Below are 13,995 nucleotides of genomic sequence, written 5' to 3'. Positions count from 1 at the left end.
ACTTCGGGACGGGTCCCGTGACAGGGCATCCACACTGGCGGACACCGCGGCCAAGGAGGAGACGCCATGAACGGTCCCGCGAGCCTCGCGCGCGGCGTCGCGCCCGCGCCGCCGGGCACCCTGCACGCGCGCACCGTCACCGGCGACCTCCAGGCCCCGCCCAGGCCCGGCCTGACCGTGCGGTTCGGACGCGGCGAGGAGCCCGGCGTCGACCTCGGCGTCGGCGAGCACGACCTGATGGTGAGCCGCCGCCACGGCGAACTCACGTACCGCGACCGCGCCTGGTGGCTGCGCAACACCGGACGCCAGCTGCTGCGCCTGCCGCGCGGCCGGATGATGCACTCCAGCACCGACCCGGTGCCGCTCGCGCCGGGCTACACCCCGCTGTTCGTGCGCGGCTCCGGCTACCGCGAGCACCTGGTCGAGCTGTACGTCACGGGCCACGACGACCTTGGCCCGGTCTCCCGCCGCCGCGCCGACACCGTGCCGCCCAAGCGGTGGCCGCTGTCGGACGAGGAGCGGCTGCTCCTCGTCGTCCTCGGCCAGGAGTACCTGCTGTACGAGGAGAGCCCGCGCCCGCTGACCTATCCCAGGGCGGCCGAGCAGCTCGCCTATCTGCGCCCCGACGAGCTCTGGGGGGAGCGCAGGATCGAGTACCGGATCGAGGTCGTGCGGCGCAGGCTGCACGACGGCGGCTTCCCGTACCCGCTCCTGCACGACACGTCGGTGGGCCGCCCGTCCGACAACAGCCTGCTGCACAACCTGCTCAGGGGCCTGGTGGAGTCCACCACGCTGGTGCCGCCCGACCTCGGCCTCATGGACGACGAGCCGGACCGGTAGCGGGCAGTGACTCCAGGAGGAACACGGCGGCGTCCCGCAGGGACGGGGGCGCGGCGCCGGGCTCCCGCAGGCGGCGGGCGAGCCGCCCGAGGACCTCCGTGGTGCGCGCGGAGCCGATGGCCCCGGCCCGCGGGGCGAGGTCCGCGACCAGCCGCTCCGCGTCCCGCCAGGCGCCCGCCCGGACGAGGGCCGCGAGCAGCTGGGCGGTGAACAGGTGCCGGTAGGACGGGCCGGGCGCGGCGGCCGCGCGGTGCAGCGCGGGCACCGCCCCTCCGGTGTCGCCGAGCCGGGCGAGGACCCAGCCGCGGTGGCCGAGCAGCTCCCACTCGTCGAGCCACCACGCCCACGGCGGATCGTGCCGCGAGACGCCGTCGAGGAACCGGCTTCCGGCCCGCGCGAGCAGGTCGCGCGGCTCCCGCCGGGCGCCGAGCAGCGCGGTCGCGTGCGCCTCGCGGATCAGGACGAGGCTCGCCACGCGCGGCGGCAGCGGCCGCGGCCCCCGCGCGCGGGCGGCGGCGGCCAGCGCGGCGCGGGGGCGGCCGGTGTGGGCCAGGAGCATGCTGTCGTTCAGGAGCGTGAGGCGGGCCGTCCAGCGGTCGCCGCACCGCTCCGCGAGGGCGAGCGCGCGGGCGTTGAGCCGGTGCGCCCGCCGGTAGTGGCCCGCGTCGAACAGGATCCACCCGGCGACCTCGTACAGCTCGGCGAGCGCGGCGAGCCGGTCGCTGTCCGCGCCCCGCGCGGCGCCGGACGGGCGGCGGCGGGCCGGGTGCGCGCGCGGCCCCGCCGCCGTGCCGGGCAGGCCCCGCAGGGCCGCGCGCACCAGCGGCACGGCGGCGCGGGCGCCGTGCTCGGCGTCCACGGCGACGAGCCGCCGCACCGCGTCCACGGCGTACGCGGTGACGTCGCCCTCCTCTCCCTTTCCGTGCTCCACCACGCCTCCCCCCGGCCGCAACGATCTCTATGTGCGCTGCAACGGCCCCCGCGCGGGCTCTGTTCCCGCCGCGGCCGGGGCCGCCGCGCCCGCCCACTCCATCCGCGACCAGGGCAGCGCGAGCGCGTCCAGGGACGTGACCGTGCGCGGTGCCAGGGACGCCAGCGGGGCCGCCTCCGCGTGCCGGGCGAAGACCGTGTCCACGTAGCGGTGGCCGGTGTCGGCGGCGATGAAGACCGTGGTGCGGCCGGGGGCGGCGGCGTGCTCCCAGCGCGCGGCCGCGTAGGCGGCGCCGGTGGACAGGCCCGCGAACAGCGCGTGCCGCCGCAGCAGGTCCACGTTCCCGGCGAGCGCGGTGTCGAAGGACAGCCAGTGCAGGGTGTCGTACGCCGGGTGGTGGACGTTGGCGAACGGGATGGAGCTGCCGATCCCGGCGATGATGATCTCCGGGTCGGCGACGTGCTCGCTGCCGAAGGTGACGCTGCCGAAGGGCTGCACGCCGACCAGGCGCACGTCGGGGCGGCGGGCCCGCGCGTAGCGGGCGAGGGCGCCGGTCGAGGCGCCGGAGCCCACGCCGCCGACGAGGGTGAGGCCGCCGGTGGCACCGGTCTCCGCGCACACGCGGTCCGCGATCGCCTCGTAGCCGAGGTAGTGGATGTCGTCGTGGTACTGCCGCATCCAGAAGTACTCGGGGTGCTCGCGCAGGATCTCGTGGACGCGCGCGACGCGCCGCTTCTGGTCGAGCTTCAGGTCGTCGCTCGGCGGCATCTGTTCCAAGGTGGCGCCGAGGACGGCGAGTTGGGTGCGCAGGGTGTGGTCGACGGTGGTGGAGCCGACGATGTGGCAGCGCATGCCGTAGCGGTGGCAGGCGAGCGCCAGCGCGTAGGCGTAGATGCCGCTCGAACTGTCGAGCAGCGTGTCGCCGCGGCGCACCGCGCCGGTGTCCAGGAGGTGGCGCACGGCCGCGAGGGCCGAGACGGCCTTCATGGTCTCAAAGCGCAGGCAGACGAACCCGTCGGCCACGCGTATCAGGTCGGGGCGGCCGATCGCTTCCGCGATGTGCTCGTCCATGCGGGGGCTCCTCGCTCGTGGTCGCAGACGTGGGGGTGGTGTGGAAGGTGTGGGTGGCGGGGATGCCCGTGGCCGCGAGGGCCCGGCGGCAGGCCCGCACCCGGCCGCGCAGGTCCCGCGCGGCGGGGTCGAAGAGCAGCCCCGCCACGTTGCCGCTGTGCGCGACCTGGACGCCGAGCGCGCCGACGCGGCCCGCGATGCCGGTGAGCGCGGTGAACTCCGCGTGCGGCAGGACCCGCTGGCGCAGCCGGGCGCTCTCGGTGGCGACGTGGCCGAGCAGCGCGGGGTCGGCGGCGGCGACGGCCTGGCGCAGCAGGCCCCGCAGCCGTTCGTAGGCCGGTACGTCGGTGTCGTCCGCCGGGGCGGGGGCGGGCAGCGCGAGGGTGTCCACCGACCGGCCGCCGCCGAGCGCGCAGCCGACGACGACCGCCGGGGGCAGGGCCGCGCCGAGGTCCTCCAGGACGCGGCCCTCGCGCTGGGCGAACAGCAGCGCGCGGCCGTCCAGCATCAGCGGGTCCGAGGCGCGCTCGGCGCGCACCGCGAGCCGCGCGACCGCCTCCGGCGCGAGGCGCACGCCGAACGCGTCGGCGACCGCGCGCACGGCCGCGATCACGTCGCTGCTGGACGAGCCCATGCCGAGCCCCACCGGGACGTCGCCGACGAGCCGCAACTCGCCGCCGCACAGCGGCTCCTCGCCGTGCGCGGCGCACTCGGCGAGGGCGTACGTCGCCGCGCGCAGCGCCTTGGTGCGGTCGGCGGGGACCACCGTCACGGCCGCGGTGCCCGGGCGGCGGGTGAACTCCGCGCGGGTGCCGAGCCCGGCGAGCGGCAGCGTGACCAGGCCCGCGACGCGCCGCCCGCGTCCGTCCAGGAACACGCCCTGGAGGATCTCGCCGTGGTGGCAGGCGGCCCGCCCGGTCCCGGCCCTCATGCCCCGCCCTCGTCGCCCGGCGCGGCCCGGTACCGGTACAGGACCGTCGGCTCGGCGCTGAACTGCGAGAACGGGAACGGCTCCGCGGACAGCGCGGTCACCCCCGCGCCCAGGAAGGCCCGCGCGACGGCGCTGCCGGACTGCGCGTACACGACCAGCGGGACGCCCCGCTCGCGGCAGCGGGCGAGGATCGTGTCGAAGCTGCCGTTGGACAGGGTCATGCCGGTGGCGACGACGGCGTCGGCCTTGTCGAGGACCGCGTGCATGTCGCGGCTCACGGGGTCGCCCCACTGGGTCGTCCGCAGGTTGAAGTCGCAGGGCAGCGGGTCGCCGCCGCGCTCGCGGATCGCCGCGACGAGCGGGTTGACCACGCCGATCAGCGCGACCTTGGCGCCCGGCCCGATGTCGAGCAGGTCCGCGACGGCCGTGTCCCGGGCCACCGCGCGCACCTCCGGCGGCCCGGCGGGCAGCGTCACCGGCTCGGCCCCGGCGGCCTCCCGGTGCGGCGCGACGCAGGCCAGGTAGGCGTCGAGGGCGGCCGTGCGCAGCGGCGTCGGCGCGTCCTTGAGGAGTGCGGCGAGCGAACTCCCGGACGCCTCGCGGCAGATGGCCGGGTCGATCTCGCCCGCCTCGAAGGCGCAGCCGCCGAAGGCCCCGCCGACACGGACGAGGACGTACTGGTTGAGGTAGGTGACGTCGCCCCCGGCGAGCCGCGTGCCGTGGTGGATCCAGAACACGCTGGTGGCCGTCAGACCCGCCGGATCGGGGCCCAGTTCGCCCGCGAGGGCGGCGGCGAGAAGCTCCTGGACGTTCTCGGGGTGCTTCATGCCCGGCCTCCCCGGGTGAAGGCGAACAGGAAGGTGAGCACGCCGTCGCGCCAGTCGCGCACGGAGTCGACCCGTGGCGCGAAGCCCCGGTCCTGGGCGTCCTGGACGATGCGGCGCAGGTCGGCGGTGTTCGACGCGATCACGTACGCCACGCCGTCCGGCGCGAGCAGCTCCCGCTCGGCGAGCTGCGTGAAGAACCGCGCGAGCAGGGACGAGCCGACGCAGGTGTTGCGCACGACGTCGGGGTCCTCGCTCACCGGCTCGCTGACGGCGGGCGGGTTGAAGGTGACGACATCGAGCCGCGCGCCGGGCGGAAGCCCGTCGAAGAGGTCGCCCGCCGCGGGCAGGAACGCCGTGCCCTCCCGGGGGCCGACCAGGCGGGCGTAGTGCCGGGCCGCGGTGGCGACGCTGGTGGCGTGCACGTCCATCGCGTAGATCTCACGTGCCCCGCGCACCCCGGCGGCCACGGCCTCCACGCCGAGCCCGGCCCCCATGGCCCCGTAGCGCAGACCGCGGGTCTCTATGCGGCCGTCGAGGATCCGCTCGTGCGCCATCCGGCTGGTCTCGCCGGGCAGGAACACGCCGGGCGGCACGTCGAAGCTCCAGCCGTTCCACGCGTACGTACGCGTGGTGCGCAGGTCCGCCTTCGGCTGGTTGAGCGCGACGATCCGCTCGGCGGGCAGGGGTGGCGGCAGCTGCCGCAGCAGGTCGGGTCCGGTGGCTCGGGTGTTCATCGACTGTCCTTTTCCGTAGGGGAGTCGGGGGAGGGGAGGGGGCCGCGGTAGCTGACCGCGAAGTGGCCGAGGGCGTCCGGCCCCGGCTCGGCGTCGACCTCGAAGACCTCCGCGAGCAGCTCGGGCGTCAGGACGTCCTTCGGCGGCCCGGCGGCGACGAGGCGCCCGCCGTGCAGCAGGAGCAGCCGGTCGCAGTGGCGGGCGGCGAGCGACAGGTCGTGCAGCGCGACGAGGACGGTCTGGTCGGTGCCCGCGAGCAGGGCGAGCAGCTCCAACTGGTGCTTGACGTCGAGGTGGTTGGTCGGCTCGTCGAGCAGGATCGCGTACGGCTGCTGGGCGAGCGCCCGGGCGATGTGGGCGCGCTGGCGCTCGCCGCCGGACAGGGCCTTCCAGGTGCGCTCGCGCAGCCCGGTCAGGCCGAGCCGCGCCAGGGCGGCGTCGACGACGGCCCGGTCGTGCGCGTCGGGCCCGCGCCACCGGTCCCCGAACGGCGTCCGGCCGAGGCTCACCACGTCCACGACCCGCAGCTCGCTGTCGGTGTCGGCGGCCTGCTCCACGAAGGCGACGCGCCGGGCGACGCGCCGCGCGCTCCAGGCCCCGATCGGTTCCCCGTCGTAGCGGACGACGCCCTCGGTGGGCGCCCGGAGCCCGGCCAGGCACCGCAGCAGGGAGGACTTGCCGGAGCCGTTGGGCCCGATCAGGCCGACGGTCTCGCCCGGGGCGACGTCCAGGGACACGCCGTCGACGACGGCCCGGCCCGCGACCGCCCAGGCCACGTTCTCCGCGGTGATCCTCACAGCTCACCCCGCCCGCGCAGGACCAGCAGGAACAGCGGCACGCCGAGCAGCGCGGTGAACACGCCGACGGGCACCTCCTGCGGTGTGAACGCGACCCGCGCGAGCGCGTCCGTCCACACCAGGAACACCGCGCCGACCAGGGCCGACAGCGGAAGCAGCACCCGGTGCCCGGGCCCGACGAGGAACCGTACGCCGTGCGGCACGATCAGGCCGATGAAGCCGATCGCGCCCACGGACGCGACGGCCACCGACGTCATCAGGGACGTCACGACGAGGAGGACCCAGCGCGTGGTGCGCACGTCGACGCCGAGCGACGAGGCCGTGTCCGCGCCGAAGGAGAACCCGTCGAGGGCCGCCGAGTTCAGCCAGAGCACGAGCAGTCCCACCGCCGTCACGGCGGCCGTCACGGCCACCGCGTCCCAGCGCGCGGGTGCCATCGAGCCGAGCAGCCACTGCGTGATCGCCCGGATCATCTCCGCGTCCCCGGACGCCATCAGGACGAGCGAGGTGAGGGCCGTGAACAGCTGCGACACCACGACGCCCGTCAGGACGATCCGTACCGAGTCGAGGCCGCCGCGCCGCAGCAGCAGCATCAGGAGCGCGAACGACACCATGGCGCCCACGAACGCGCCGCCCGTCACGCCGAGCGAGGCGGACCCGACCCCCAGCACCACGACGGTGACCGCGCCGGTCGAGGCGCCCGAGGAGATGCCCAGGAGATAGGGGTCGGCGAGGGCGTTGCGCGTGACCGCCTGGAGCGCGGCGCCGCACACCGCGAGCGCGGCGCCGACCAGGGCCGCGAGCAGCACGCGCGGCACTCTGAGCTCCCAGATAAGCGAGTCCACGAGCGGCGCCGACGGCTCGGCGCCTAGGCCCAGGTGGAAGCCGGCGCTGCGGGCGATGTCCCCGTAACCGACGTCGGTGGTGCCGATGCGCACGGACACGGCGGCGGACGCGACGAGGGCGAGCGCGGCCAGGAGGAAGAGCCCGGCCCGCGCGCCCGGCCCCCGCAGCACGCTCCGGGCGGCCGCGGGGGCGGCGGCCCCGGGGGAGCGCGCCGCCGTCCGGGCCGAGGGGTGCAGCAGGTCCGGTGCGCCGCCGCCAGGACCCGGCGGCGCGGGCAGGCCGACGGCGCCCGCCGGACCCGGGCTAGCGGACATACCCGAGGTCCTCCATCCCCGTGACGAGCCGCGGCAGGGCGCCGACCGCGCGGACCGAGGGGTCCATCTCCGTGCCGGGTATCTCGACGAAGCGCTTCTCCCGCACGGCGGGCAGCTTCGCCATCACCGGGTTGGCCCGGACCGCCGCGAGCTTGTCCTCGGCGCTGTCGCCCGGCTTGCCGCGCTCCGACAGATCGCCGAGCACGATGAAGTCCGGCTTGCGCTTGGCGACTTCCTCCCAGCTGACCTGCGGCCAGTCCTCGTCGACGTCGTCGAAGGCGTTCCGCGCGCCGACCACGCGGCTCATCTCGCTCGGCACCGCGGAGCCGCCCGCCACGTACGGGGTGTCGCCGTACACCGAGTACAGCCACACCACGGTCGGCTCGCCCTTGACCCGCTTCTTCGTCCTCGCGGCCTCGGCGAGCGCGGCGCGCTGCCGCTTCACGAGCTTCTGCGCGCGCTCCTCGACGCCGAAGACCTTGCCGAGGTCGGCGTAGTCCTTGAAGAGCAGTTCGAAGGGGGTGCGGTCGGCGCCGCGCGGCGGGCAGTCCACGGCGCTCACGAACGACGGGAGCCCGAGACCGGCGAGCTCCTCGCGGGTGCCGACGCGGTCCTTGGTGAAGTAGTCCGCGAAGCCGCCGACGGCGAGGTCGGGCGCCGCGGCCCGCAGTTGCTCGCTCGTGAGGATCTTCGGGCTGAGCACCTTCACCTCGTCGTACGCCGACGCGTACTCCGGCGCGATCTTCGTCTTGAGGTTGGACGTGCCGGCCATGCGGTCCTGGAGCCCGAGCTCGAGGAGCACCTCGGTGGAGGACTGGTCGAGGGCGACGGCATGCTGCGGCGGACCGTCGAAGTCCAGCTTCTTCCCGCAGCTCGTGACGGTCGTCTTCCGGGCGGCGGCCGCCCTGTCGTCCGACGGCTCGCTGCCGCCGGAGGCACAGCCGACGGCCGTGAGGGACAGGACGAGGGCGGCTGTGCCGAGGCGGACGGGGTGACGCGGACGCATGGGACCTCCGGTGTGGGTGGGGACGCGACAAGGGTACTGTAATGGCAATCATTTTCATTAACGGGTCTCGGGGTGGCTGCCGACGAAGGGCGGCCGCCCGTGAACGGGCCGCAAGTCCCTTACTGATGCGGGGACTTGGTGGCCCGGTCGGGACCGCATAACGATTTCGAGACCGCGCGGACCGCGCGGACGACAGCAGAGGAGTACGTCACGTGGCGACCACGCCAACGCAAGCGGCCGGGCCCGCCGAGGGTGCGGAAGGGGGTGCGGCGGAAGAGGGCACGGCCCCGACGCGGAGCGTCCTGCGGGAACCCGCCTTCCTGCGGCTCTGGGCGGGCACCACCGCGTCCGGGCTCGCCACCTGGGCGCTGCCCTTCGTCCTCGGGCTCGCCGTGCTCGACCGCACCATCGGCGCGGGCACCCTCGGCCTGCTGCTCGCCGCCCGCACCGCGGGCTTCCTCGTCGCGGTCGCCGTCGGCGGCGTCCTCGCCGACCGGTACTCGCGGCGCGGCGTCGTGCTCTGGTCGGGCCTCGCCGCCGCGGCCGCGACGCCCCTCCTCGCGCTCGGCCTCGGCCGCTCGCTCCCGCTGATGCTGGCGGCCGCCGTGGTCGCGGGCGCCGGGCAGGGCGCGTGCCGCCCCGCCTTCCAGGCGCTGACCGCCGAGGTCGTCGACGAGGACCGGCGCCAGGCCGCCAACGCCGCGATGACCCTGTCCGTACGGGCCACCACGCTCACCGGACCCGCGCTCACCGCGCTGCTCGCCGTGGTCCTCGACACCTGGGCGCTGCTGCTCGGGATCGGCCTGCTGTGGCTGGTGGCGGCGCTGGTGCCGGGCCCCGGCCGGGCGGCCGCGGCCGCGGACCGCGAACGCACCTCCTTCCTCTCCGAGTTCGGCGAAGGACTGCGGGAGGCCCGGCGCCACCCCTGGTTCCTCGCCGGGCTCGGGGCGCTGACCACCGTCATAGCCACCGGCTACTCGGCGACCGGCGTGGCCCTGCCGCTGGTCAGCCGCGACAAGTACGACACCGGGGTGGTGCTCGCCGCCGCCATGACCGCGTACACGCTGGGGGCGCTCGGCGGCGCCCTGGTCGTCGCCCGCTGGCGGCCGCGCGCCCAGGGCCGGGCCGCCCTCGCGGGCCTCGCCCTCTACGGCTTCGCACCGCTGAGCCTCGTCCTGCCGGTGCACTGGGCGGTCGTCGTGGCGGCGTACGCGGTGGCCGGGGTCGGCATCGAACTGTTCAACGTGCCGTGGTTCACCGCCACCCAGCGCGAGGTCGCGCCCGACAAGCTGGCACGGGTGTCGTCCCTGGACTTCATGCTCTCCTACGGCCTCGCCCCCGCGGGCCTCGCCCTGATCGCCCCGGCCATCGACACCTTCGGCCCCCGCCCCGTCCTCGCGACCTGCGCGACCCTGTGCTTCGCGGCCCCGGCGGCAGCGGCCCTGGTACCGAGCAGCCGGGGCTTCAGCAGGACTGCGGCCTGATCTCCCCCCCCCCGGCGGCAGGGGGCGGCACGCGGGGGTCCGGTTAGAGCGGGGCCTGCCAGGTGGTGGTCGTGCCCGTGTCGGAGGCGGCGTCCGCTTCGCCGTCGTCGTGGACGACGAGCCGCACACCGGCACGCCCGTCCGGCAGGACCCCCACCTCCACCGTCACCTCCACCCGGGTGACGCCGGGGCGCCGCGACGCCGCGGCCAGGGACCGGCGCAGGGCGGCGAGGAGGCGGCCCGCGGTGGGCTCCGTGACCCGGGTGTCCACCGCGCCCGTGAAGTGGACCGACGGCTGCACCCCGAGCACCGCGCCCGCCCCGGCCGTCTCCTTGAGGACCTTGCCCCGGAACGTCGTCGGCGCGTCGGCGGGCGGCTGCTGGAGCGCGAAGATCGCCGTCCGCACCTCCTGGATGGTGGACTCCAGCTCGTCCACGGCCTGGTCGAGCGCCGACTGCTCGGGGGCGGAGCCGGCCCTGCGGCGCGTCGACTCCAGCATCATGCCGGTCGCGAAGAGCCGCTGGACGACGAGGTCGTGCAGGTCGCGGGCGATGCGGTCGCGGTCCTCGAGCACGGCGAGCCGCTGCCGGGACTGCTGCGCGTCGGCGAGCACGAGGGCGAGCGCGGCCTGCGAGGCGAACTGGGTGGCGAGCAGCCGCTCCACCGCCGTGTACGGGCGTTCGCCGCGGCGGCGCGGCAGCGCGAGCGTGCCGATGAGACGGCCGCCCGCCTGCAGCGGCAGCATCATGCTCGGCCCGAACCGGGATCGCACACGGGTCGTCATCCGGGGGTCGGTCGCCGAGTCCTCGATGAACACCGGCTGCCCGCCGAGGAGTTGCTCCAGGACGGCGCTGCCGGGCGCGATGGTGGTCCCCATGAGGTCGTTCTGCGCGGCCGCCGCGGGGTGGCGCCGGTACCCCGGCCCGGCCGCCCCCGAGGTCGCCGCCGCGACGATCCGCATGCCGCCCTCGGCCGTCGGCTGGAGGACGACGCCCGCCGCAGCGTCCGCGAGGAGCCGGGCCTGCTGAGCCACCGTCATCAGGGCGTCGGGGGCCGCCTCGCCGGTGAGGAGGGCCGTGGTGACCGCGGCCGCGCCCTCGATCCAGCGCTCCCGCTGCCGGGCGGTCTCGTACAGGCGGGCGTTGGCGATGGCGATGCCCGCCTGGCTCGCGAGGACCCGCAGCATCCCCCGGTCCTCGGCGGTGAAGACGCCGCCCCGCTCGTGGGTGAGGCGGAGCAGGCCGAACTCCTCGTCCTGGACGTGGATGGGGACGCTCAGCACGGAGTCGCCGTCGTCCCGGTCGTCCCCGTCGCCCTCGTCGTCCCCGGCGTCCGCCGCGCCGGGCTCCGGCTCCGCTCCGGCCGTGAACCGCTCCGGCCGCGCGCCCTCCGCCGCCGGGACCCGCAGCACGGCGTGCCGGGCCCCGGTCAACGCGGCGGCGCTGTCCACGATGTGCTGGAGCGTGGGGCGCAGGGACAGCTCCGTGCCGACGCCGATGACCGCGTCCAGGAGCAGCGGCAGGGGCGGCGGAGCTCCGCTGACGACGTCGTCGGTCATGGCGGCGGCGTCCTCCCGTAACGGACGGGCCGGGCCTCGTCAGCCTGTCAGGGGGGCGAGGACCAGCGGCTGGATCTTGCCCTCCAGCATGGCACCGAGGCCGAGCACCGCGCACACGTCGGGCCGCTCCGCGATGTGCACGGGCATGCCCGTCGCGTTCCGCAGCATCTGGTCGAGGCCGGGGAGCAGCGCGCTGCCGCCGACCATCATGATGCCCCGGTCGGCGAGGTCGGCCACGAGGTCCGGCGGGCAGTCGCGCAGCACCTTGCCGATGCCGTCGAGCACGGCGGTGAGCGGGGTGTGGATGGCGTTGCGGACGGCCGCCGTGTCGACCTGGACGGAGCGGGCCAGGCCCGTCGCCACGTCCCTGCCGTGGATCTCGGTGGACTCCGGGCCGTGCGGGGTCAGGCCGTTGCCGCTGAGGGCGAGCTGCAGGGGGCGTACCGACTGGGAGGGCAGCATCAGTTCGTGCTGGTGGCGCAGGTGCTGCACGATCGCGTGGTCGATGGCCTCGCCGCCCACCGGGATCCGCTCGGCCGTCACGATGGAGCCGAGGGAGAGCACCGCGACCTGCGTGGTCGCGGCGCCGCACACCATGATCATGGTGGCTTCGGCGCGCTCCACCGGAAGCCCGCAGCCCACCGCCGCCGCGATGAGGGTGTCCACCAGCTCCACGCGCCGCGCGCCCAGGCCCACCAGGGTCTCGACGGTGGCGCGCTGCGCGAGCGGGTCCGCGTCGTGCGGGGTGCACGCGGCCGCGCGCAGGCGGGGCTTGCGGCGCAGGGTGCGGCGCAGCTTCTCGCCGAGCAGGCTGCGCAGCATGCGCTGGGCCATCTGGATGTCGACGACCGTGCCGCCGGACACGGGGCGTACGACACGGATGTAGGCGGGGGTGCGTCCCGTCATCTGCTCCGCGAACTGGCCGACCGCGATGAGCGCGCCCGTGCGCGTGTTCACGGCGGCCACACTCGGCTCGTCCACGACGAGCCCGGCCCCCTTCACGAACACGCGCGTACGGGCCGCCCCCAGGTCGACGCCGATATGGCAGCGGCGCAGCTGTTCCAGACTGACGGTCACGGCGGATCCTCCCGAGAGCACGCGGGGGCCCACCGGGCGGTGGGCCCTGCCCTTCGCATCCTGCGGGGGCCCGGGGGCGGGCGCATGCGGGGGTGGGCCGGGCGGGGTGCGGCCGAGCGGGTGGTTCCGCACGCTGCACGGGCCGGACACACCCGGCGCGTAAATCAGTTCTTGGCCTCCAGGGGGGCCGGTTAGCATCCCGTGTGACACGAGCATCCACTGAAGACGCGACTGACGACGAGCGCCCCGCCATAGCGGACGCGGGGCCCGGTTCCGGCGCGTCCGTCGCGCCCAAGCGCCGTATCCTCGCCGATCTGACCCCGCTGCGGACCTCCGCCGACTACCGGCGGCTCTGGCTCGGCAACACCGTCTCCTGGGTCGGCCAGGCGATGACCGCCCTCGCGGTGTCCCTCCAGGTGTACGACATCACCGGGTCCAGCTTCTCGGTCGGCCTCGTCGGGCTGTTCTCGCTCGTCCCGCTCGTGGTCTTCGGCCTGTACGGGGGCGCGATCGCGGACACCGTGGACCGCCGCAAGCTCGGCCTGTACTCGGCCATGGGTCTGTGCGCCCTGTCGGTGATCCTCGCGGTGGCGGCGTTCGCGGACTTCCACCGCGTGTGGTTCCTGTACGGCGTGGTCGCGCTCCAGGCGACGTGCGGCGCCCTGAACTCGCCCGCCCGCACGGCGATGATCCCCCGCCTGCTCCCGCCCGAGCAGCTGCCCGCCGCCAACGCCCTCACCTCCCTGACCACCACGTCAGGCACGACCGTCGGCCCCATGCTGGGCGGCCTCATCGTCGGCCTGTGGGGCTACCAGGCGGCGTACGCCATCGACGCCGTCGCCTTCACGGCCGCGCTGTACGCGATGTGGCGGCTGCCGTCGATGCTCCCCGGCGAAGACGGCGCCGACGGCGGCGCCGACGGCGGCGCCGACGGCGGCGCGGCGGCGGACGGCGGCAAGCGGCGCCGGGCCTCCGTGGTCGACGGCCTCCGCTTCCTCGCCACCCGGCCCAATCTGCGCATGACGTTCTTCACCGACATGTGCGCCATGGTGCTCGCGCACCCGCGCGCGCTGTTCCCCGCCATCGCCGTCGTCTGGTACGGCGGCGACGCCAAGACCGCGGGCCTGCTCGCGGCGGCGCCCGCCGTGGGCGCGCTGCTCGGCAGCGTGTTCTCCGGCTGGCTCGGCCGCATCCACCACCACGGGTTCGCCATCGCGCTCTCGGTGGCGGGCTGGGGCACGGCCGTCGCCGTCTTCGGCCTCACCCGCGACCTCTGGCTCGGCGTCGTCTTCCTGGCCCTCGCGGGCGCCGCCGACACCATCTCCATGGTGTTCCGCAGCACCATGCTCCAGGCGGCCACGCCGGACGCGATGCGGGGGCGCCTGCAAGGCGTGTTCATCGTGGTGGTGGCGGGCGGCCCCCGCCTCGGTGACTTCCTCGCGGGCACGGTCGGCGACCTGACATCGCCCCGGGTGGCGATCGTCGGCGGCGGCGCGGCCTGCGTGCTCGCGGTGGGCCTGTTGGTGCTGCGCTGGCGCGCCTTCCTGCGCTACGACGCCCGCGACCCGCAGGCCTGACG

The 13,995-nt window shown here is 75.7% G+C and carries 13 protein-coding genes; 3 read left to right on the top strand and 10 right to left on the bottom strand.

Features of this window, described 5'->3' with window-relative positions; all coding sequences use genetic code 11:
- The first annotated feature begins 66 nt into the window (after nt 1-66).
- Nucleotides 67-840 (top strand): FHA domain-containing protein, encoded by a 774-nt coding sequence (locus tag MQV74_RS14420; protein WP_242717689.1) that lies wholly within the window; start codon nt 67-69, stop codon nt 838-840.
- Here the strand turns inward: MQV74_RS14420 and MQV74_RS14415 are convergent.
- Genes MQV74_RS14415 through MQV74_RS14380 form a run of 8 tightly spaced genes read right to left on the bottom strand, consistent with a single transcriptional unit; the run spans nt 815 to nt 8,297 of the window.
- The gene (locus MQV74_RS14415; protein WP_242717687.1) at nt 815-1,774 is read right to left on the bottom strand and encodes a DNA-binding protein; all 960 of its coding nucleotides are present in this window, start codon (nt 1,772-1,774) and stop codon (nt 815-817) included. The two genes, MQV74_RS14420 and MQV74_RS14415, sit on opposite strands and share 26 nt — an antisense overlap.
- Nucleotides 1,775-1,798: 24 nt before the next feature.
- Entirely contained in the window at nt 1,799-2,842 is a 1,044-nt protein-coding gene (locus tag MQV74_RS14410) for a pyridoxal-phosphate dependent enzyme (RefSeq protein ID WP_242717685.1), read from the bottom strand.
- A complete protein-coding gene (locus MQV74_RS14405; RefSeq protein WP_242717683.1) occupies nt 2,763-3,773 on the bottom strand; it encodes a GHMP family kinase ATP-binding protein in 1,011 nt (336 codons plus the stop codon). Before MQV74_RS14405 ends, MQV74_RS14410 begins: the two co-directional genes overlap by 80 nt.
- Entirely contained in the window at nt 3,770-4,600 is an 831-nt protein-coding gene (locus MQV74_RS14400) for a Rossmann-like domain-containing protein (RefSeq protein WP_242717681.1), read from the bottom strand. The genes MQV74_RS14405 and MQV74_RS14400 overlap by 4 nt, the downstream gene beginning before the upstream one ends.
- Nucleotides 4,597-5,334, bottom strand: coding sequence for a methyltransferase (locus MQV74_RS14395; protein WP_242717679.1), 738 nt, complete (start codon nt 5,332-5,334; stop codon nt 4,597-4,599). The genes MQV74_RS14400 and MQV74_RS14395 overlap by 4 nt, the downstream gene beginning before the upstream one ends.
- Nucleotides 5,331-6,131: an ABC transporter ATP-binding protein gene (locus MQV74_RS14390; RefSeq protein ID WP_242717677.1), complete on the bottom strand. Its 801-nt coding sequence runs from the start codon at nt 6,129-6,131 to the stop codon at nt 5,331-5,333. The genes MQV74_RS14395 and MQV74_RS14390 overlap by 4 nt, the downstream gene beginning before the upstream one ends.
- Nucleotides 6,128-7,291 carry a FecCD family ABC transporter permease gene (locus MQV74_RS14385; RefSeq protein WP_242717675.1) on the bottom strand — a complete coding sequence of 388 codons (1,164 nt, stop codon included), beginning with the start codon at nt 7,289-7,291 and terminating at the stop codon, nt 6,128-6,130. Before MQV74_RS14385 ends, MQV74_RS14390 begins: the two co-directional genes overlap by 4 nt.
- Nucleotides 7,281-8,297: an ABC transporter substrate-binding protein gene (locus tag MQV74_RS14380; RefSeq protein WP_242717673.1), complete on the bottom strand. Its 1,017-nt coding sequence runs from the start codon at nt 8,295-8,297 to the stop codon at nt 7,281-7,283. The genes MQV74_RS14385 and MQV74_RS14380 overlap by 11 nt, the downstream gene beginning before the upstream one ends.
- 302 nt (nt 8,298-8,599) lie before the next feature.
- On the opposite strand from MQV74_RS14380, the gene MQV74_RS14375 reads away from it, so the two are divergent.
- Nucleotides 8,600-9,781, top strand: coding sequence for an MFS transporter (locus MQV74_RS14375; protein ID WP_374120779.1), 1,182 nt, complete (start codon nt 8,600-8,602; stop codon nt 9,779-9,781).
- Nucleotides 9,782-9,824: 43 nt separating this feature from the next.
- Here MQV74_RS14375 and MQV74_RS14370 read toward each other — a convergent pair whose 3' ends face one another.
- Nucleotides 9,825-11,339, bottom strand: coding sequence for a GAF domain-containing protein (locus MQV74_RS14370; RefSeq protein WP_242717671.1), 1,515 nt, complete (start codon nt 11,337-11,339; stop codon nt 9,825-9,827).
- Nucleotides 11,340-11,378: 39 nt separating this feature from the next.
- A complete protein-coding gene (locus MQV74_RS14365) occupies nt 11,379-12,416 on the bottom strand; it encodes a rod shape-determining protein (protein WP_138959557.1) in 1,038 nt (345 codons plus the stop codon).
- A 251-nt stretch (nt 12,417-12,667) separates the two neighbouring features.
- Here MQV74_RS14365 and MQV74_RS14360 point away from each other — a divergent pair, with 251 nt between their 5' ends.
- On the top strand, nt 12,668-13,993 hold the full coding sequence (locus MQV74_RS14360; RefSeq protein WP_242728683.1) for an MFS transporter: 1,326 nt from the start codon (nt 12,668-12,670) through the stop codon (nt 13,991-13,993).
- Nucleotides 13,994-13,995 lie beyond the last annotated feature (2 nt).

Source organism: Streptomyces sp. AN091965 (assembly GCF_022698285.1).
In the GTDB taxonomy this organism is placed as follows: domain Bacteria; phylum Actinomycetota; class Actinomycetes; order Streptomycetales; family Streptomycetaceae; genus Streptomyces.
The sequence above is the reverse complement of the archived record's forward strand: the minus strand, read 5'-3'. Positions and strand labels throughout refer to the sequence as shown.

Coding starts and splice junctions, on each gene's coding strand:
- MQV74_RS14420 (WP_242717689.1), top strand. CDS start 67: ATGAACGGTCCCGCGAGCCTCGCGCGCGGCGTCGCGCCCGCGCCGCCG.
- MQV74_RS14410 (WP_242717685.1), bottom strand. CDS start 2,842: ATGGACGAGCACATCGCGGAAGCGATCGGCCGCCCCGACCTGATACGC.
- MQV74_RS14405 (WP_242717683.1), bottom strand. CDS start 3,773: ATGAGGGCCGGGACCGGGCGGGCCGCCTGCCACCACGGCGAGATCCTC.
- MQV74_RS14400 (WP_242717681.1), bottom strand. CDS start 4,600: ATGAAGCACCCCGAGAACGTCCAGGAGCTTCTCGCCGCCGCCCTCGCG.
- MQV74_RS14395 (WP_242717679.1), bottom strand. CDS start 5,334: ATGAACACCCGAGCCACCGGACCCGACCTGCTGCGGCAGCTGCCGCCA.
- MQV74_RS14385 (WP_242717675.1), bottom strand. CDS start 7,291: ATGTCCGCTAGCCCGGGTCCGGCGGGCGCCGTCGGCCTGCCCGCGCCG.
- MQV74_RS14380 (WP_242717673.1), bottom strand. CDS start 8,297: ATGCGTCCGCGTCACCCCGTCCGCCTCGGCACAGCCGCCCTCGTCCTG.
- MQV74_RS14370 (WP_242717671.1), bottom strand. CDS start 11,339: ATGACCGACGACGTCGTCAGCGGAGCTCCGCCGCCCCTGCCGCTGCTC.